The 17,988-nt window shown below is 62.1% G+C and carries 16 protein-coding genes; 6 read left to right on the plus strand and 10 right to left on the minus strand.

Annotation, left to right across the window (positions count from 1 at the left end):
• Window positions 1-159: 159 nt before the first annotated feature.
• Both QO010_RS20110 and QO010_RS20115 read right to left on the minus strand, forming a co-directional pair.
• The gene (locus QO010_RS20110; RefSeq protein WP_307352184.1) at window positions 160-666 is read right to left on the minus strand and encodes a hypothetical protein; all 507 of its coding nucleotides are present in this window, start codon (window positions 664-666) and stop codon (window positions 160-162) included.
• Window positions 667-737: 71 nt separating this feature from the next.
• The gene (locus QO010_RS20115) at window positions 738-1,550 is read right to left on the minus strand and encodes a hypothetical protein (RefSeq protein WP_307352186.1); all 813 of its coding nucleotides are present in this window, start codon (window positions 1,548-1,550) and stop codon (window positions 738-740) included.
• Window positions 1,551-1,650: 100 nt separating this feature from the next.
• On the opposite strand from QO010_RS20115, the gene QO010_RS20120 reads away from it, so the two are divergent.
• The gene (locus QO010_RS20120) at window positions 1,651-1,908 is read left to right on the plus strand and encodes a helix-turn-helix domain-containing protein (protein WP_307352187.1); all 258 of its coding nucleotides are present in this window, start codon (window positions 1,651-1,653) and stop codon (window positions 1,906-1,908) included.
• Window positions 1,909-1,997: 89 nt separating this feature from the next.
• Here QO010_RS20120 and QO010_RS20125 read toward each other — a convergent pair whose 3' ends face one another.
• The 6 genes from QO010_RS20125 to QO010_RS20150 form a co-directional block, all read right to left on the minus strand.
• The gene (locus QO010_RS20125; RefSeq protein ID WP_307352189.1) at window positions 1,998-2,918 is read right to left on the minus strand and encodes an ArdC family protein; all 921 of its coding nucleotides are present in this window, start codon (window positions 2,916-2,918) and stop codon (window positions 1,998-2,000) included.
• Window positions 2,919-3,256: 338 nt separating this feature from the next.
• Window positions 3,257-5,941: a GAP1-N1 domain-containing protein gene (locus QO010_RS20130; protein WP_307352191.1), complete on the minus strand. Its 2,685-nt coding sequence runs from the start codon at window positions 5,939-5,941 to the stop codon at window positions 3,257-3,259.
• The gene (locus tag QO010_RS20135) at window positions 5,938-6,813 is read right to left on the minus strand and encodes a TRAFAC clade GTPase domain-containing protein (protein ID WP_307352194.1); all 876 of its coding nucleotides are present in this window, start codon (window positions 6,811-6,813) and stop codon (window positions 5,938-5,940) included. Before QO010_RS20135 ends, QO010_RS20130 begins: the two co-directional genes overlap by 4 nt.
• Window positions 6,806-7,804 carry a TRAFAC clade GTPase domain-containing protein gene (locus QO010_RS20140; protein ID WP_307352196.1) on the minus strand — a complete coding sequence of 333 codons (999 nt, stop codon included), beginning with the start codon at window positions 7,802-7,804 and terminating at the stop codon, window positions 6,806-6,808. Before QO010_RS20140 ends, QO010_RS20135 begins: the two co-directional genes overlap by 8 nt.
• Complete coding sequence (locus QO010_RS20145) at window positions 7,805-8,833, minus strand: GTPase-associated system all-helical protein GASH (protein WP_307352198.1); 1,029 nt, start codon at window positions 8,831-8,833, stop codon at window positions 7,805-7,807.
• Window positions 8,826-10,163, minus strand: a complete 1,338-nt coding sequence (locus QO010_RS20150) for a metallophosphoesterase (protein ID WP_307352200.1) — start codon at window positions 10,161-10,163, stop codon at window positions 8,826-8,828. Before QO010_RS20150 ends, QO010_RS20145 begins: the two co-directional genes overlap by 8 nt.
• Window positions 10,164-10,710: 547 nt before the next feature.
• Between QO010_RS20150 and QO010_RS20155 the strand changes: the two genes are divergently transcribed.
• Window positions 10,711-10,980, plus strand: a complete 270-nt coding sequence (locus QO010_RS20155) for a hypothetical protein (protein ID WP_307352202.1) — start codon at window positions 10,711-10,713, stop codon at window positions 10,978-10,980.
• 320 nt (window positions 10,981-11,300) lie between these two features.
• Here QO010_RS20155 and QO010_RS20160 read toward each other — a convergent pair whose 3' ends face one another.
• Window positions 11,301-12,938: a recombinase family protein gene (locus tag QO010_RS20160; protein ID WP_307352204.1), complete on the minus strand. Its 1,638-nt coding sequence runs from the start codon at window positions 12,936-12,938 to the stop codon at window positions 11,301-11,303.
• Between the two features lie 277 nt (window positions 12,939-13,215).
• Between QO010_RS20160 and QO010_RS20165 the strand changes: the two genes are divergently transcribed.
• The 3 genes from QO010_RS20165 (at window position 13,216) to QO010_RS20175 (ending at window position 15,499) form a co-directional block, all read left to right on the plus strand.
• Window positions 13,216-14,544, plus strand: a complete 1,329-nt coding sequence (locus QO010_RS20165) for a hypothetical protein (RefSeq protein WP_307352206.1) — start codon at window positions 13,216-13,218, stop codon at window positions 14,542-14,544.
• A gap of 71 nt (window positions 14,545-14,615) precedes the next feature.
• The gene (locus tag QO010_RS20170) at window positions 14,616-14,969 is read left to right on the plus strand and encodes a helix-turn-helix domain-containing protein (protein WP_307352208.1); all 354 of its coding nucleotides are present in this window, start codon (window positions 14,616-14,618) and stop codon (window positions 14,967-14,969) included.
• The gene (locus QO010_RS20175; RefSeq protein ID WP_307352210.1) at window positions 14,966-15,499 is read left to right on the plus strand and encodes a hypothetical protein; all 534 of its coding nucleotides are present in this window, start codon (window positions 14,966-14,968) and stop codon (window positions 15,497-15,499) included. Before QO010_RS20170 ends, QO010_RS20175 begins: the two co-directional genes overlap by 4 nt.
• A 55-nt stretch (window positions 15,500-15,554) precedes the next feature.
• Here QO010_RS20175 and QO010_RS20180 read toward each other — a convergent pair whose 3' ends face one another.
• Complete coding sequence (locus QO010_RS20180) at window positions 15,555-16,295, minus strand: hypothetical protein (protein ID WP_307352212.1); 741 nt, start codon at window positions 16,293-16,295, stop codon at window positions 15,555-15,557.
• A gap of 176 nt (window positions 16,296-16,471) precedes the next feature.
• Between QO010_RS20180 and QO010_RS20185 the strand changes: the two genes are divergently transcribed.
• Window positions 16,472-17,986: a recombinase family protein gene (locus tag QO010_RS20185; protein ID WP_307352213.1), complete on the plus strand. Its 1,515-nt coding sequence runs from the start codon at window positions 16,472-16,474 to the stop codon at window positions 17,984-17,986.
• Window positions 17,987-17,988: the final 2 nt, after the last annotated feature.

A 17,988-nucleotide genomic window follows, 5' to 3' on the forward strand; every position in this document is an offset into this window, starting at 1 on the left:
CCCTGCGAGTAGGCGAGGTAGCGGGCGACCGCCGCGCCCAAAAGTAGCGCGATAGCCAGAAGGGCGATCAGAACTGAAAGGGTGCATCCGCGCATAGGCGATAGACGCATCATAGCATTTGGTGAATGCGGGCTCGGAGCAGGCCGGTGGATACGCCGCTCAGCCGATGAGCCGTAGGACGGCCTTCGCGGCTTCTACCGCTCCGCTCACGATCCCTGCCCAGCCAAGGTTGGCGATCAGCACCGCCGACCAGAACACCGGCCAGTCACCCTCTGACATTGCATACGAAGCAGAGGCCCTGCGCATGAAGAGCGTGGCGAAGAGCGGGTTATGCCAGGCGCTCAGATACACGAACGCCGTGAACCGAGCGGCCGTTCGCCAGGGCCCCACGCGGAATCGAGAAGGGATCAGGTTCTCCTGCGCCCTCTTGAGCGCTTCGAACCCGAACCAGTCCGTCCGCATCCGGTCATAGGCGCGGACATAGATCAGATTGAGCGCGATGGACGCCGCCGTCATGAGCCCAAGCCCAAACCAATATCCGGTCGCAGGCATCGCCGGCGCATCCTGACCAAACAGGTCGCGGAGCCAGCCGACCAGCAGACCACCGCCTCGGTAGAGCATGAAAGGATAGAGGAGGTAGTCGAACGCGTATTCCTCAAGGCGCACCGCCAGGTGCCCGGCGGACCATCGTCCCAGCCGCTTCGCATATGTGCGCGCTGCCGCGATCCATGTTCTGGTCACCGCCGGCCCGCAGCCTTGAGGGCAAGTGGCAGGATGGAGGCTGGATAGCTCTCCCAGTGCGGATCGGTGGCCGATCCGTGCGGCAGCAGCTCAGTGACAGCAGGGCGCGCGCCGAAACGAGCGATGGTCGCTTCGAAGGCCGGCAGTACAACCTCGGTCGTAAAGGCCCCTTCGGGACCCGACAGCGAGAAGGTCTCGGCCAGCGCGCCAAAGCAGGTGCAGAAGGCGAAGATCCGCTCGTAGTGGCTGCGTGGACCATCGGACTGGCACAGGCTCGCGATGTCGATGACTCGGCCGGATAGTTCTTCGCCACCGACCGCCGACAGCATGCCGTGGTGCATGTCGATGAATGGCGTCCCGTCGCCACATATCATGTCGCTGATCCGCTGCCGCCCACGCTCGTTGAACGACACGACCGAGACCGATCGGGTTGCGCCCGCCGCTGAGTTGTCCGCCGTTCGATAGATTCTCAGCTTGCCCAGCCGCCGCTTGGACAGGTTGACGGTGGGCGTGAACCAATCGTCCCGCAGCTCTAGAATCAACGGCGGCCGGCCCACGCGCCTGGCAAGGTCGAGAAAGCGCAGCGTCTCGAAATTCGGCGTGGCGAGGGCGCGGAAGAGCAGAAGGGGCCGGGCGCGAAGGAGTTGAAGCGCTCGCGGCTGAGGCCTCGAAAAGCTGAGAACCTCTCGGATTAGGCGGCGAGTCGATTGCTCGTTGTGCAGCGCCGCGAGCGAGGCCAGAGGCGTGTACAGATTGGCCAGTTCTGTGCTCGCGCCCGCCCGCGTGCCTACTGCCCCGTCCGCGCTCACAAGTGGTACCCCAATAGTCGGAATTCAGTTAGTCGAACATCGACTATCAGAAGATCACCTATACCGGAAGGGCTGGGTTTGCGTCAGGTCCCAGCTTTCCATGCCAAAATCGGTCTTCACCGGTGCCTATGCGACGATGCTTGCGGTGCTCGTCGCGGCTCGCAGAGAAGCGGGCGTCACCCAGATAGAGTTGGCGCAGCGCCTCGGACGGACACAGTCATTCGTCTCCCAGATCGAGCGGGGTGTCCGACGCCTCGACGTCATCGAGTTCTACGCCGTTGCCAAAGCCATGAAGATCGACCCGGTCGTTCTCTTCGCGGCCGTTGCCAAGAAGCTTCCGGATAGCGTGAGCATCTAGCCCTGCCGCAATAGGCGCTGCCGTGTCCGGACAGCGATCCCAGGCGTTTGCCCAAGAAAAAACGCCCCGCCGAAACGGAGCGCTTCCAGTCATTCTTCCCGCTGGTCGCCAGCAAGGAGCTGGGTCTTCCAGAGATACTCGGCCGCCAATGATGCTTGGCTCGCTGCAGTGAACAGCGCCCTCGGATCGCGCTTCAAAACCGCAAGCCAGTGAGCCAGGTATGCGGCATGATCGGGTCGCGGCTCATTTGTGATCTCAAGGTCGGCGCACAGAAACGCGGCCCCAAGCTCCGCCACCAGCTCTTCGACCGAATAGGCGTCGTCGCCGAAGCGCTCCCCGAAGGTCCGATCCATCCGGTCCGCCGCGCCGGTCCAATGGACCAACTCATGCAGGAGCGTGGAGTAGTAGGACTCGGTCGGGGTGATGGTGGGCGAGCCGTGGAAGCGGCTCCGGTCCGGTATCTCGACCTGGTCCTCTCGGATCAGGTAGCGAGCAACCTCGCCGCCGTGCCGGATCTTGGCCCCGACGCTCGACACGAACTCCTCGACGAAGGGAATGGCCTCGGCCGGTGATGCGGGTTCCGGCGTAGCCGGTGACCACCCATCGACCTGAGCCGCATTGAAGACCCGATACGCCCGGGCAACAAGGCGGCGGCCATCAGGTGGATCATTGCCGTCTTCTCCGTCCCGCTGGTCGAGGGATTTGTAGAAGACGATGACGGTGCCGCGCTCGCCTCGGCGCACCTGGGCCCCAAGGCTCTGCCACTGCTTGTAGCTGGCCCAGGTACCCGAGCCGTAGCCGCAGAGCATGGCCTCGGCCCACAGCGCGACGACATTGACGCCTCGGTAGCCGGCTGAGGTAGCGGCGTTAGTGGGTCTTGTGATCGGCTTGCCGTGGCTATGCCAGGGCATGACGAACTCGCCGGCTCCCGCTTCGATCGCCTGAACGATCTTATCGGTGACGGCCTGGTACACATCCAGACGTGACGTTGAAGGAACTTGGGTGCTCATCGCTACCTCCCGTGGACAGGCGGGAGGGACCGAAGCGAAGAGCCTCAGATCCTTCCGCCTGGCCACGAGGGCCGAATGCGTTGTGCGTCCGAAGCTATGGTCTCGCAGACGGAGACGAAGCGCACGGCGTCGTTTTTTGACTCACAGCCGGCGCTGGGAAGATTCGCTCTCGGCAAGAGATGCGTGCCCATGTAGGGTTCAAGGGTGCTATCAGCCCGAACTCAACAAATCTCCAGTTAGGCGCGGTTGGCCTCCCGAAATTACCGCCCGGTGAATTTGCGCTGACAATGCCTTTTCAGCAGGAAGAAGATGGGCTCTCCCAGAGGCGCGAGCTTCTGCTAATCCCAATCTTCGAGTCGCGGGTTCTCTTTGAACCGCGTGACCGCGTCCCTCACAGAGCTTGCGAGTCGGGGCTTCAGGCGGCCGGCGTCCGCCCAGATGCTGTCGATGTAACGCCCACCGCTACGGTTTCGGCTCACGCGACGCAGGATCTTTTGGTCAATCTGAGCGTCCAGTGCCGTCAAGACTAGATTGGCGGGCGGCCAACTGGAAGACATGAACGCATCCACAAGTTCACGCCGCGCTGTCTTCGCGCGGTCCCAGTCGCTGAAGAATGTCAGCGGCAACATAAGCAAGGCCGGGATGAAGTCGAAATCGCTCTCGCCTTTTGAGGCAAGCAATTGCCTGTAAACCGTGGGGAAAGTCGCCAAGATGAGAGCGCTCAGTGGCCACCGCGTTTGCTTTAGCGCATAGGACAGCGCCTCGATCGACGCGTTGAGGTGCGACTGGTTCGATATGTGGTGTGAAAACTGGATCAAGTCCGCCCATTGAACGTAGGCAGACTCGTCGAACGTGCTGGTGCCGCGTGCGACGAGCCGTGTCGTCAGCTGGTCGACCCGAGAGGCCGCTTTTCGGCGCACGAATTCGGGACACCCGGCCAGCGCTGCGAGGTTGGCGCGAAGTCGATCTTGGTTCGCCTGCGGCTGCGTAAGCAGGACGATCAGGTCACTCGCGTCGATAGGACCTGAGAGCGCCGCGAGTATTCGGGCGACGTCCTGATGGCTACTCGGCGGAAGCTCGGCTAAGGCCCTCCGTAAGATCTCCATCCCCAGCCGGTGCTGTTCCGCGCCGTTGAGATATCCATGGATCTGTAACCCGACTTCCACAAACTCGTCAGCCTCAACATGGCCCCACCGGAGCAGGCGAGCGATCCTCCAGGCATTGTGCTGCGGCTCGTCGAGAAGCTGGGAAAGAACGGTCCTTCCGACCGGCCGGTCGCGCATAAGTGTCTGAACTGCGCCGTCGTCGGCGCTGTCCACGAGATCCGCGAGCACGCTCCGAGCACGGTCATCAGGCACGTTAGCCAGCAGCCAGTGTGCATCGCGAGGGTCGAGGCGCAGGGTGCTGCCCAGGAGCCGATCAGCGGCCGCACTCTTGGGCGCGGCAAGGATTGCTTCACGGAGTTTCTTAACTGCGAGCTCGGTGCGCGCGGCGCCCACGATCGGTCGATCGAACTCCTCGATCTCGAAGTCGGTCGCCTTGGCGATCGTCCGGATGATGTTGGAGAACTCATTCGGCGAGGCGTCATCGAGAAGCGGCACCAAGAGGACGGCGTGTTCAGGAGCGTCCAAAACCGGGAGCAGGTTTCTACGGGCGCGCTTTACGAGGTCTTGGTCGGGTGCTTCAAGCGCGTTGACGGCTGGGCCCGCCCACAAATCCGGGCAATCCTTGACGCTGGCGGCCAGGCTTGCTGCGAACGGCTTGCTGTACGCGATGAGGTTCAAGAGTTCGCGACGCCCGACGGCGTTCGGTGCCAGCGCATCAGGGGAGCAAAGGCGACCTTTCGCAAGGCCGTCTCCCATGCCCGCGGCGAGAACCGCCGGCAGGTCGCGCCCCTGCTCGTCGAGGTCGCGAAGCATTGATACGGCGCTCCCCGGGGCGTTAGCGGCCAAGTGCGCGCTGGCGTTTCTGAGTTTGCGAAGCGTTGCCTTGCTTGGTAGCCGGTCCGCGAATTTGCCAAGGAGGTTGATGTAGAAGCGCCACGAGGCGTCGGGTGATTGATCCGTGAGCGCAAGCGTCACGGCGTTGGCAACGAGCGGCTCAAGAAGGTCGCGAGCCGTTGTAGGGCGAACGCTGTGGGAGTTCAGTATGTCCAACATCCCGAGGACCGCGTTTGGCGTGGACTTCGCCTTGCTCTCGAGCTCCCGCCACATGAGGGACAGCCGAAGAGCGCCTTCGTCGCCGACCTGATCTCCCCGTAGGATGCCCAGTTCATCCCAGGATGCTAAGCTCGGGAGCCCATCCCCGAAGACGGTCTCGACTAAGCCCGCTGTCCATCGGTGCCTCGCCTCGGTCGACTTGCCCTTCGCCTCGATCCGGCGTCCGCCCCAATCGCTGAAACGGCCCCGTGCGTCTGATGGCGCGAAAACCAGGTCGAAGTCGCGGCCGCGCAGGCGGCGAGGCGACAAACACCATGTACAGGAGGAAAAGTTCTTGCGGCGACTGGGCCACAGCGCCGTCACGATCCGAAGCGCGATCGTCTCCGCTTCAGGCGCATCGAACACCACGATCGGTCGGCGGCTCTCGAGAAACAGAGCCTCGACAAGTTCGGTGACCCGCGAGTCTCGGACGGGGGGCAGTTCGCGGGGACGGGGAGGGCGCGAGGCGAGTTTTTGCGGGGCTTGGCGGCTCGGCCGCTCAAGCTCGCCAAGGAATTCGAGCACAGAAGCGCTGTTTTCCCACTCGTCCATCGAGATGAAGATACTGCGGGTCAGGACACAGCCGGCCCGAGGTGTGTCCAGATCTTGCCAGGTTCGGGCGACGACGTAGTAGGTTTCGCTCGGTAGCGGATACAGCGTGAGATAGGGCTCGAATGTCTCGCTAGGCCTCAGGGGCCCGGCGATATCGGATAGGCGATCCACCAAATCCTGATCTTCGCGACTAAGCTTGGCAGTGCCGTAGAGAAGGCCATGCCCGCTTTGGTAGCCATGTACCTGCTGCTGGTTGAGCGCGCCGACTGTCATTGGTCCTCGTCGCCAGCGATGATCCAGGCGATCGGCGCAGTGATATCTGGCTCAACGATCTGTGTCTTTCCAGCGCCCGTGGTGACGTATCCCGTGACTTGGCCCTTGAAATACTTCTCCTTGAACGCCGGGTCGGCGAAGTCGCCTCCGAGGGCGCTCACGCCGAACACGGCGATGTCCAAGAGGCCGGTATCGGCAAGACGCCCTGAAAACAGCGGATACTCTTTGCGCAGGTAGGCTTCCGGCCCTCTGCCGGCGGTTTGAGCGTCAACGAGGTCCCAGGCCGTGACGACGACCGCAACCTTCGGATTTTCGCCGTTCGACCCGGTGGGCAGGGTGTGTTCAAGGAAGCGCAGCATCTCGCAAAGGGCGATCTGCGTCGGGATGCCCTTCGCCTTCTTTTGCTGCGCTTCCGACAACTTCCGCATTGTCAGGAATTTCTCACTCGTGACCCAGTCCAGCGGCGCGCAGTTGTCTTCCGATAGGACGCGGACGAACAAAATCGCGCCGCTCGCTCGTTGAAGCTCGTCCAACCATTCGGCGGCGATTTCCGTGGTTTCGACAGCGTGCTTCCACAGTTCGCCGGTGATGTCAGGCACGACGATGTAAGCGGGCTCCGAACTCGGCTCGTCTTTCAGCCTGACCGTGACCGAGAAATCCCGGCGGCTCTCTTCGATGTTCTTGTCTGATCGCGGAGCAAATTCGCCCTTGGATTGGAAGGCGAGAGCTTCTTCCACGTAGCGAATTTCGTCAGGCGGAATGGGCGCCACGATCTTCCCCTGGCCGGTGCGCAACGCGTCCCACAGCGCCGCCAAGTAGTTCGTCTTGCCGGAATCCGGCCAGCCGATCATGACGATGGAGCCGTTATTCATGGCCGGTCCCCGCAGACCCGAACCGCAGCATTTGGCGTGGCTCAGCCGATTGGTCGGAATCCGGCCAGAACACGGTTGGGTCGGGGTCGGCTCCAATGGTCTTTGTGATCAGATCCGCGATCCCGAACCCTGGGCTTGTCTGACCGCCGCGGCGTCGAAACGACGAGATCGGAACCACCTCGAGTTCCAGGCTCTTTGCCGCCGCCGAGGCCTTCAACGCAGCCATATCCTCGTCGCTGACCTCGCCAGAATCGCGATGGGTCAGCACCAATAGAATCGGCACGGCGCGCTCCAAGAGGGCGGCGACGCGTCCAAGCAGGAGGTCCAGTCGGCGAAGGGTCGTTCGCCGAGAGTCCAGCGTCGCGAGCTGGCGGCCGTCGGCCATGATCCAGATGCAGTCCGCAGATTTAAGGAAATCGAGCCGATCCGCCCGGTTGCGGTCGATAAAGGTGTCGGACCACTCTCCTGGCAGGTCGGGCATCAGAAGGTCAAAGACGGCTTCATCGGCAATACGCTTCAGCCGGAGATGGAGAAAGCCTGCGTCCCGATCTTCATTAAGCTCGGTGTGCACCGTCATCTGTTCGGGCGGGGAACCCTCGTTGAAGCGCCGGGCCCCCTGGGCGATTTCGTTGAGCGCCATCAATGTCCGACTGTCGCCGAACTCGAAACCGCTGAGCTTGTTGCCGCCTAGCAGGAGAAACAGGCTCGCCAACGACGCCGTTTTGCCGGAATCCGGCGCGCCGAGAATGCCCACAACGCGGCAGTAGCGCTCTGACATTAGCTCGCCGGCTTCGGTCAGGCCCATGGTCAAGCTGGACGGAAATCGCGGCTTTTCCTCGGGCGCGGACAGTGGCGGCGGCACAGATGCCGTTGAGGCCGCGCCGTCTTCATCGGCCGCGATCCGATTTGGACATTGATCCGGAGGGTTGTTCTCCAGGCACACGCCCGTTTCGGCGAATGTGCATTCCGGGATGCGGCAGGTGGCGAGCATTTAGATTTTTGCCCCGGGCACGAGGCTTAGCGTCCGCAGGAAACCGGCCTCGAGCAATGCGCGTCCGGCCCAATCGGCAAGAGCCGCTTTCTCGCCGTTACCAGTCGGGGCGTCGGCGGCTTTCGCGATCGTCGCCAGGAGTCCAAAAATCGCAGGAAATTTCGCGATACGACCGTCTTTGAACGCGGCCACGAATTTGTCGGCGTCGCTGCCGAGCCCCGCCGAAATAGCGCTGAGGGCAACGGGCTCGTACTCGCGGACGTGGCGCAGGACCACGTGGCGATGAGCTTCTGCTGGTAGCCGGCGAAGGATCTGGGCGGCGTCCCAGCCGGCAGCGAGAGCGGCCGTAGGCGCCGACAGCGACGACAGGCGCTGAGCCATGAGCGTGCTGTAGTCGCCCATCGCCCACCACAGGAAGTCGATCTCTTCACGGTCAAGAATCGCATTCTCGCGCAGCGCGCCCACGGGCCCCTTCAGCCCAGCGAGGATCTTCGGGCTGACGTCAGAAAAATCCTCCGCGAACGTCTCGATTTTCGCCTCATCGACCACCCGTCGTTTCCTCGCGTGCGAAGCGCTGGCCAACGAGAGCGTGCGACCGGCCGCCAGGACCTCTTGTCGCAATTCCTCAAGCTTCGGATCGCCAGAGGGCGGCTGAAGCGAAAGCGCAAGCCAAGCGCCCGTGGCGAGGACGTCGGAAATTGAGAGCGTCGCGGCTGGTGACGAGGTCGAAATGGCGTGGTTGAGGCCCAACAGGGCCATCGTGACGAGTTGGACCTCGTTGCCCTCGCTGACAAAGGACGTGCTCTGGGCTCGGATCGCACCCTCCACGGTGCTCACCAGTCCCTCCGGCATTGCGCTACGTGGCGCGCAGGCTTGGGCGACGCCATCGACGACGCCAAGCAGCGCGTCGATATCCTTGTCTTTCAGAAACTTCGCGCCGAGATCCTTCGTGACGGCGATCCGCTTCGTGACGAAATCGTCCGTTGGAACGGCTTCGAAAATTCGGACGTGTTTCGCGACGTCAGCCATGTTCGGTCTTCCCCCCATTTTCTTCCTCGGACAGCACCCATTCGATGGCCTCGGACAGGGGCTGCAACCTGCCGCTGCTCCCCAAGTCGTCTACCACTTGGCGTTCGATCGCATGAGAGAGCTCTTCGGTCCAGTCGTCAGGCAATTCGCCCAGTCGCACGAGCACCTTCAGCCGCTGACCGGGCGTCAGGTCGCGGAAGAACTTCAGCAACACCAATGCAAAGTCATCGGGCATAGGCGTCGATTGGGCCTCCAAAGGTGCTGCAGGAGCGGCGACAACCGTCTCCTGCGGCTGTGCGACATCATCCTCGCTTTGAGCCGACGCGCCACCGTCGAGACCGCTACAGAAGTTGGGACAATCCAGTGTGAAGGTGGGGTCCTGCCCCTTCAGAGGCGAGGTGTCGGCCACAAAGTTCTTCCGTTCATGATCCCACGAGCGCGGGTGGACGGTCACTACTAACTTTTCTCCCGTAGCGTCGAGGCCGAACTCGATGACGTTGTAGGTGTAGAGGAGCACTTCATTCGATGGCGGAACGGTCGCGCCGGCCGCCAGAACGAGCAACTTGCCGCCATCTGGCGTGCCCTCGACGTCGACCGTCGGGTTGTGTTCGTGGCCGGTGATCAGGAGCCGGGCGCGGTTCTTGATGTAGGAAAACGCATCCGCGCCATCTAACAGCCAGCGCATCGGGTGGTGGGCCAAGACGACGAGCTCCTGGCCTGCCTCCATCGGAAGCACGCGCTGTCGTTCCCCGACAATGAGATGTCCCTCTTCGCCTTTGCCCTTGGAGCAGGTTAGCGCCGTGTTCAAGCCGATAAAGCGCAACGATTTTCCGTCACCGAGATGCACAGGCTTATCTCCAGCGAGACCGCCATTTCGGTCGAGGGGGCAGTTGTAGCCTTCTGCAAACGGGATGTACGCAGCGAACCGGGCATACATCTCCTTCCGATCCGGCTCCCTGGCAAGGTAGTGATCGAGGAGAGGTTCGCCCTTCTCGCCAACCTCCCGAAGCATGAGCTCCAGCCCGCTGCCGATCTCGTCGCGGTCGATGTCATGATTGCCGGGGACCAAGTGCACGGACGCCTTCGAGCACCCAATCGCCTCCGCTAGTCGATCCAACCACTCGGCGGCTCTTTTGTACTCGTCGACTTTGCCTGCATAGGCGATGTCTCCGGTCACGATGATCCCGGCGGCCGGGTATTTCCCAATCGCATCTAGTGTACGGCGGGCGTCCGTGATCAGCCTTTCCTTGACGTCATTATTGACAATGACCTCGCCAGTACGCTTTTCCTGACCGAAGTGAATATCGGAGATGTGGACAAAAATTGGCATGTCAATTCTGAGCCTGATTCCTTAGCGGCTCATCTTAGCCCGAACGCTGCGGTCCGCCCATTCCCTCGAAATGATCACGAACGGCTATCAACTAACTACCCGAATGGACTACTCCGCCGCTAAATGCTGGTGCCCGTTCCGCTAGGACCGGACATTCCGGTCCTACTGGATGTAAGTCTCCAGCATGTGCGGGATCAGCGCCTCGAGTTCGACGTCGACTCCGCAACTTTTCGAACGATCTAGACGGGACGAGAGTGTCTTCTCGATTTAGGTGTTGAAGGTCGTGTTCCTGGGGGCGCGCCAACGTCTGCTCATGGCGCATTGGAGACGGCATGCTGATTGCTCGTAGTTGCCCTGTGCGATTGTCCACCAAGGCATTAGGGACTTCGAGACTTCAGGGACGTTCGAGCTGTTGCCATCGGTAGGTGCGATGTGCGTTTAGGCGGACGTCCTCTCGCTCCCGTCCCAATACTGAAGATTACAGATAGCGAGCAAACCCATTCACCAGATTCGCGGAAAACGTAAGTGTATTGTAGAGTCTCGGAGTATGAATATACCGTATCAAATTACACCGGCAGAGTGGTTGGAAATTTCAAGCAGCCAAGAAATTCGAGATGCACTGTGGATGCACGACGATGAAACGGCCGATGACTTGGCTGGATGGACCTTCGGCGTGCGTTTCGATTACGCAACCGATTGTCCGGGATATGCCGGGCCACTCTATCTACTGCAGGGCGGAGCGGGGCCAGAGGTGCCGCCACTGGCGATTATTCGTAATGCCGCAGGACAATTGGAATTGGTACCCCCCGAGGTTTAGTGACCTGACGACCTCTTGACGAGGAACCCATTCGGTCGCTGTTCGAGAAAGGGCTCCGACTAGGGTCGGGGCGTTCGGCACAATCACCCTGCTGGGGTCGGTATTCGCACTCCCTGACCGAGCCAAAGAACGGCGTCTTTCGCTCTGGCCCAGCCCTCGTCACCATGAGGGTATGCAGATATCGGACGAGCGCATTGATGACTTCATCAGCCGTTGGGAGCGGGCGTTCGGCGAGCGGTTGACGCGAGAGTTGGCGCGCCCGATTGCCGACCGGCTCCTTTTCTTTTGCCGCCGCCTACGACGACCGTTGCCGTCTGGCGCTATGCGGCTTCTCGATGACTGCGCCGATCAGCGCGAGCCCGCAGATTCCTGATGTTCGGGATGATGTGCGCGCACTCGGGCGCGCCCAGCGCCTCGCGGATTGCATCGATATGCTTCCAGAGTTGCGCTCGCTCGTCGCCCTGTGGGGTTCTAACGTCGTCCAGGCCTCCCCGCACACGTAGACAGTCGATCAAATCGTCCAACCGCACGAACGGTTTGGCGGCGTCGATGCTCAGTTTTTTCGCCGCCAGCGTGGGGTTCGAACCGGCTGTTTGAACGATGAGCCGGCGGTCCTCGTCCTCGCCCTCAAGGAACCAAAGCATGGCCAAGATACTGAACGATAGAACCTCCCGGACGGGTTCGAACCGTTCGCCATCTTCGGCCGCCAACTTTCCCCTGAGGCGGGCGATCTCGGCCTGAAATCGCGTGCGACCGGTGATGAACTCGTCATCCCCGATGAGCGCGCGGGTTCGCAGGCTGGTGAGTTCGTGAAGCTCGGACTGAACATCCGCCAACGAGCGCTCAAGCGAGCGTCGGCGCGCTACTTCCAACTCCCGTTCTTCACCGGCCTCAAGGTTGAGTTGCCCGTCGAGCCAAGCGGCGACGGTGGGCTCGATTGCGTGGGTGGCCAGGAATTCGGTCAATTGGGCTTCAAGGTCCGCCACTTCGACCGATCGCTCCGGGCAGCGCGGCCCGGTCATGCGCTTGGTGCAGTGATAGTAAAGGTAGCGGGAGCCGTGGCGGTTCGTCTTGTGCTCGGCCGTCACCATGAGCCCGCAGCGGCCGCAGCGGATCATGCCGGTGTAGGCAAAGCGGTGATGCTTCGGTTTCTCGCGACCTGGCCGCCGGAGCACGCGCTGGACGGCATCGAACTCGTCCTGAGTGACGACCGGCTCGTGCTTGCCCGGGTACGTGTTGCCGTTCCAGACGATCACGCCCGTATAGAAAGGGTTGGTCAGGATGCGATGCACGGTGCTGACGCCGATCAGCGTCCCGCCGCTGCGCTTGTGCTTGGGCGTCCGCAGGCCCCACTCCTCACGCGCGATCCGGGCTATTTGCTTGGCTGAGTGCGCGCCGGAAATCGCCAGGTCGAACATCTGACGTACCAGGGGAAAGAGAACCGGGTCCGGGACAATCGTCTTGGTGGCCCGCTCGTTCAAGTATCCCAAGGGGGCAAAGTTCGGCCGCCATCCGTTTTCAATTTTCATGCGGTTGCCACGCCGGACATTGTCGGAGAGGGCGTCGGAGTAGTGCTTGGACTGCGCGAACATGATCTGCAGCATGAACTTGCCCTGCGAGTTGTTCTCGAAGGTGTAGGTCACGAACCGGAGGTCTTTCAGCATGCCGGTGTCGAGCAAATAGACGATCCGGCCGCCGTCTATGGAATTGCGCGCGAGCCGATCCGGGTGCCAGGCAATGATCCCGTCGGCCTCGCCTTGCTCGATACGAGCGAGCAGACCGTTGAACACCGGTCGGCCCGGATATTTCGCGCTCTTCTCCTCCTCGAATACGTCGAGGATCAGGACGTCGGGTTCGGTGGCGAACCGGCGCGCCACCTCGCTCCGCTGCGACGGGATGGATTGAACCTGACGGTCTTCATCCTCCTGCGATTTTCGGCAGTAGACGAAATATTTCATAGGCTATGGGCGAAGTCCCCAACGTCCCTAAAGTCACCGAGTTGGCCATGACGAGGACGCGCGGCTGCGCGGCGCAAAACGTGGTCGCTGGCGTGTTGGTAGGACATGGCGGGGAGACTCTGAATCTAGGGCGCCGACGCTATTCTGTCGAATCCACGAACCGACGCACTACCCACTCAGCATGCCGGTATGGTGCGTAGGGAGGGAGGCGTCATTCCTTGACCACGTCCGAATCCGACGCCTCCCGCGATATCGGTCGCGCCCGTACGCTTGGCGCATGTCCCTCGACAACACAGCCATTCCCACGATCTCGCGCGTGCTCGACGACGGCACGCTCATCGAGCTGCTGTTCGATCCCGCTAACGGCACAACCGCCTTCGCTGTCGCTCGTCCTGATGGACACGTAAGCATCGAGTCACAGGTCGAGCTACCGAAAGGCGAACGCCTGATCCCGTACTCGGCGTCGAACAACCTGATCGTCAACGACTGCGTGCTGCTGCCGTCGGACGTCGGGGACTTCATGGAAAAAGGGGACGTGCTCGGCCGGGTCCAGACCTTCATTCACCGCTACGTCGATCTGCCGGAGACCTTCGAACGGATCGCCGCGCACTATGTCCTGCTGTCCTGGGTGTACGACGCCTTCTCCGATCTGCCGTATCTGCGGTTTCGTGGCGACTTCGGCACCGGCAAGACCCGCGCGCTGCTGACCATCGGCTCGCTCTGCTACAAATCCTTCCTCGCCTCGGGCGCATCCACTGTCTCGCCCATTTTTCATATCCAGGACGCCTTTCAAGGGACGCTCGTTCTTGACGAGGCGGACTTCCGGTTCTCGGACGCCACCACCCAGCTCACCAAGGTGCTCAACAACGGCACCACGCGCGGCATGCCCGTGCTCCGGACCATGGCCAACCGGAACCGGGAGCTGAACCCCCAAGCCTTCCGCGTCTTCGGCCCCAAGCTCATCGCGATGCGCGAGCAGTTTTCCGACCTGGCGCTCGAAAGTCGCTTCCTCACCGTCGAGACGAGCGGCCGAACGCTTCGAACCGATGTGCCCATACACCTACCCGAGAGCTTCAAGCGAGAAGCGCTCCAACTTCGTAACCTGCTCCTGGCTTGGCGGCTCCGCTCACGCTTCTCGACTGGTCCAGACCCGTCGCGGGCGGCGCTCGGCGTTGCTCCTCGTTACCGGCAGACCTCGCTCGCTCTGCTGTCGCTTGTCGATGATGCCGACCTGCGGGCCCAGATTTGTCGCGAGCTTGCGGGCGAGGAGGCGCGCGGCCTTCAAGAGCGCGCTGACACCCTCGAAGCCGCAATGCTCACCGCGATCAGCGAGACGTTCGCCGCGTCACCCGGCCCCCATGCCGCAATCAAGGACGTAGCGGACCGCTTCAATGCGCTCGCTGCCGAAGAACTCGGGCGGCCCATGTCGAACAAATGGATTGGCGGGTTCGTCCGCAGACGCCTGCGCTTGCTGACGATCAAGACCAGCGGCGTCTACGCCGTGCCGCAGACCGAGAAAGCGAAGTGCGATGCGCTCGCTCGGCGCTTTGGATTGCCGCTACCCCCAGACATTTCCACAAGCGGGTCGGGAGTTCACGCAGCGTGAAAAAATGACGCCGTGTCCGATGTTTGCGCGCGTCGGATGATGGGCTTGTTACCAGATAAGTTCTTTCACCTATGACCCACCGTTCTTTCAACTACGTGCGCACGTTCCGTCAGCGCCATGCTCTGAGCGAAGAGGAGCTGGCGCTCTTGATCAATCAGCGCTCGGGGAGCGCGGTCTCGCATTTCGAACTCGGCGACCGCGTGCCGAACCTTGAGGGCGTGCTCGCGCTTCAGATCGTGTTCGGTCTTGCGCCGCGCGAGATGTTCCCCGGCTTCTTCGAGGCGGTCGAGGAGGGCGTGATGCTTCGCGCCAAGCGCCTCTACGAGAGCCTTGAGGACAAAACGGATACCCGTTCGCAGGCCAAGCGCGACCTCTTGGACGAGATGCCCGGCCGCTGGCGGGAGGATAACGCTGAGGCGCTATGAAGCCGCGACCTGCGCCGTGCCTGGTGCTCGCCGTCTATCCGACCGCCCGCGGCTTCGGCTGGGCCTGCTTCGACGGCCCGTTCACGCTCTTCGAGTCCGGCTTGCACTCGGTCAGCAAGGACAAGAACGCCGCGTGCCTGCGCAAGATCGAGGGTCTGCTGGAGCGCCTCAAGCCGGAGACCCTCGTCCTTGAGGCGTTCGACAAAGGCAGTTCGCTTCGCTCCGGCCGCATCCGGCGGCTCAGCCTGTCAATCGTGACCCTCGCCGCCGACCAGGGCCTGGAGCTAGCAGTCTTCACGAAAGCGGACGTGCAGGCGGCGTTCGCCGGCGTGGGTGCGCGGACCCGGCATGAGATCGCGCTCGCTATCGGCCGCCACCTGCCGGGGCTCGCATACCGGACGCCCAAGGACCGCAAGAACGGCGACAGTGAGGACAAGCGGTTGTCGATCTTCAACGCGGCCGCCCTCGTCCTCACGCACTACCACTTCGGCTCGCTCGGGCTGCTTGAGGCGCTGCGGGACGCCGCATAGCCCAGCTGTTCGTTCCTGTTCTTTCGCACGCCGCAGCCGCAAAGCTGCGGCGTGCTCATGCCAACTCCTGAGGCGCTTGATGCTCTGCCCGCTCCGCCGCGCGCCCGACAAAAGCATGAAGGTCTTCATAGGCGTCAGGGTAGAGGTGACTGAGATTCAGGGCAGTTCGCACCAGCGCCCAGTCTAGCGAATGGGGCGGCGTCTGGGCTTCGCGCCGCGCGTAATCGAACATGCTTGACGCATAGGCGTGAATTTCGGCCGCGTTCAGCAAATAGGAGTGCAGGTTGGGTACACCCAACCGCCGCCCCTCTGCAGGCAACCTTCCCATTCGCGCGCTCATGACCTGCATTCGAGAGATCATGTCAGTGATCACACCTGCGAACTCATCATCATCGGTCGCCTCGATCACGGGCTCGAAAACGAGGACAGCCTGTTCTGGCAATACGGGTCTGGGCAATGACGCAAGAGCGTTCATCGCTGTGCGAGGTCCGCCTGTCGCATCGAGATATTGCTTGAGCAGCGCGATGCATTCCTCAGCGTAGTGGACGATGTCGCTGAGGGCGAGATGAAGTCGCGACCGCGCCGCTGCGAGTCGACGTTTTCTTCGTGTCTCCTCCATTTCCGCTGTTTGGGCGATTTGCCGGCGCAGATAGTGAATGCTGGCCACAGCGGCTACGACAGCAGCTATCCCTGCAACAAGGGTCTGCCAATGGTCGAGCCAATCGATCATGCAGGTAAGGTTGGTGCAAAGTTCCCATGCGCCCTGGGCCGGTGAGCAACCTGCCATGTCGTTCATTCCAAAAATCTTTGGCGGCAGGAGCGCCTATTCCGCTATTTGGATGCTACCAGCGCCGAACCGTCACCGATAGGACGGCAGTAATTGAAGGCATTGCCCTCGATTCAAGAAACAGGTTTGGGATTCAACTTCCGTTGCGCTCAGTGTATTCTCTTTGTTCTCAAAGGGAGAGCGTCATGGCAAGCCCCGCCAGCCAGGACATCAAGTCCATCGGCATCTGGATCAGGGTCTCGACCGAGGACCAGGTGCGCGGCGAAAGCCCCGAGCACCACGAGCAGCGCGCCCGCGCATATGCCGAACTCAAGGGCTGGCACGTCGCTGAGGTCTACCGGCTCGATGCAGTCTCCGGAAAGTCCGTGATGGCCCATCCGATTGCAAAGCGGATGCTCACCGACATCCGCACCGGGGCCATAACCGGCCTGGTGTTCTCCAAGCTCGCGCGTCTGGCCCGCAACACCAAGGAGTTGCTCGAATTCGCCGAGGTCTTCCGGGCTTGCAACGCCGACATGATCTCCCTGGCCGAGAGCATCGACACCTCCACCCCAGCAGGCCGGCTCTTCTTCACGATGATTGCGGCCATGGCGCAGTGGGAGCGGGAGGAGATCGCCGACCGGGTCAAAGCCTCCATCCCGATCCGCGCCAAGCTCGGCAAGCCCATCGGCGGTGCGGCTCCATACGGCTACCGCTGGCGCGACAAGAAGCTTGAGGTCGATACCGAGGCCGCGCCCGTGCGCGTCCTCGCCTACGAACTTTTCGCGGAGCACCAGCGCAAAAAGACCGTCGCCCGCATCTTGAACGAGCGGGGATACCGGACTCGAAACGGCGCTTCATTCTCGGACGGCGCAGTCGGCCGCATGATCGAAGACCCCACCGCCAAGGGCCTCTACCGCGCCAACTACACGACCGTGGGCGAGAGCGGGGCGGGCTGGCAACTGAAGCCCGAGGACGAGTGGATTTGGACGCCGGTCGAGCCCATCGTGTCAGAGGAGTTGTGGGAGCGCTGCAACGGCCTCCTGGCCGCCCGGGCAACGGGTCGGCGGCCCGCGAAGAAAACCAGCTACCTCTTCGCGGGGTTTGCGGTCTGCGAGTGCGGCGCGAAGATGTATGTCCCCGCCCGGCGTGGCAAATACGTCTGCGCCGCCTGCCTCAACAAGATCCCTGTGGACGATCTCGAAACCCTGTATCGGAGCGAACTCGCCGATTTCCTCCTCTCACCGGAGGAAATGAGCGCGCATCACGCCGCCGCAAACGAAATGTTGCGCGAGAAAGAACTCCTGATCGACGCCGCCGAAAGCGAACTCAAGAAGATCGTCGGCAGCGAGAACGAACTCTTCGATCTGTATCACGCTGGCGCGCTCAACAAGGTCGACTTCGGGCGTCGGCACAAGCCGCTGTCCGAGCGGCGCGCTCAGATCGAGGACGAGCTGCCGCGCCTCGAAGCTGAGCGGGACGTGCTCAAGATCGGCATGCTGTCTCGTGATGAGGTCTTGGAGGATGCCAAAGACCTCTCAGACAAATGGCCTGATCTTCCCTGGGAACACCGACGTCAAATCGTCGAGACGATCACCGACCGCATCGTGATCGGAAAGGAGGGCGTGGAGATCATCCTCCTGCAGGTCCCTTTCGGAAATGACGACGAATTGGCTACAAAACCTCTGGGTCCCCGCTTTCGCGGGGATGAGCGGTATTAAGG

This window comes from Caulobacter ginsengisoli, assembly GCF_030814835.1.
Taxonomy (GTDB): domain Bacteria; phylum Pseudomonadota; class Alphaproteobacteria; order Caulobacterales; family Caulobacteraceae; genus Caulobacter; species Caulobacter ginsengisoli.

Bases quoted from the DNA above. Each gene is read 5' to 3' on its own strand.
- QO010_RS20120 (WP_307352187.1), top strand. From the start codon at position 1,651: ATGCCAAAATCGGTCTTCACCGGTGCCTATGCGACGATGCTTGCGGTG.
- QO010_RS20125 (WP_307352189.1), bottom strand. From the start codon at position 2,918: ATGAGCACCCAAGTTCCTTCAACGTCACGTCTGGATGTGTACCAGGCC.
- QO010_RS20130 (WP_307352191.1), bottom strand. From the start codon at position 5,941: ATGACAGTCGGCGCGCTCAACCAGCAGCAGGTACATGGCTACCAAAGC.
- QO010_RS20135 (WP_307352194.1), bottom strand. From the start codon at position 6,813: ATGAATAACGGCTCCATCGTCATGATCGGCTGGCCGGATTCCGGCAAG.
- QO010_RS20140 (WP_307352196.1), bottom strand. From the start codon at position 7,804: ATGCTCGCCACCTGCCGCATCCCGGAATGCACATTCGCCGAAACGGGC.
- QO010_RS20145 (WP_307352198.1), bottom strand. From the start codon at position 8,833: ATGGCTGACGTCGCGAAACACGTCCGAATTTTCGAAGCCGTTCCAACG.
- QO010_RS20150 (WP_307352200.1), bottom strand. From the start codon at position 10,163: ATGCCAATTTTTGTCCACATCTCCGATATTCACTTCGGTCAGGAAAAG.
- QO010_RS20155 (WP_307352202.1), top strand. From the start codon at position 10,711: ATGAATATACCGTATCAAATTACACCGGCAGAGTGGTTGGAAATTTCA.
- QO010_RS20160 (WP_307352204.1), bottom strand. From the start codon at position 12,938: ATGAAATATTTCGTCTACTGCCGAAAATCGCAGGAGGATGAAGACCGT.
- QO010_RS20165 (WP_307352206.1), top strand. From the start codon at position 13,216: ATGTCCCTCGACAACACAGCCATTCCCACGATCTCGCGCGTGCTCGAC.
- QO010_RS20170 (WP_307352208.1), top strand. From the start codon at position 14,616: ATGACCCACCGTTCTTTCAACTACGTGCGCACGTTCCGTCAGCGCCAT.
- QO010_RS20175 (WP_307352210.1), top strand. From the start codon at position 14,966: ATGAAGCCGCGACCTGCGCCGTGCCTGGTGCTCGCCGTCTATCCGACC.
- QO010_RS20180 (WP_307352212.1), bottom strand. From the start codon at position 16,295: ATGAACGACATGGCAGGTTGCTCACCGGCCCAGGGCGCATGGGAACTT.
- QO010_RS20185 (WP_307352213.1), top strand. From the start codon at position 16,472: ATGGCAAGCCCCGCCAGCCAGGACATCAAGTCCATCGGCATCTGGATC.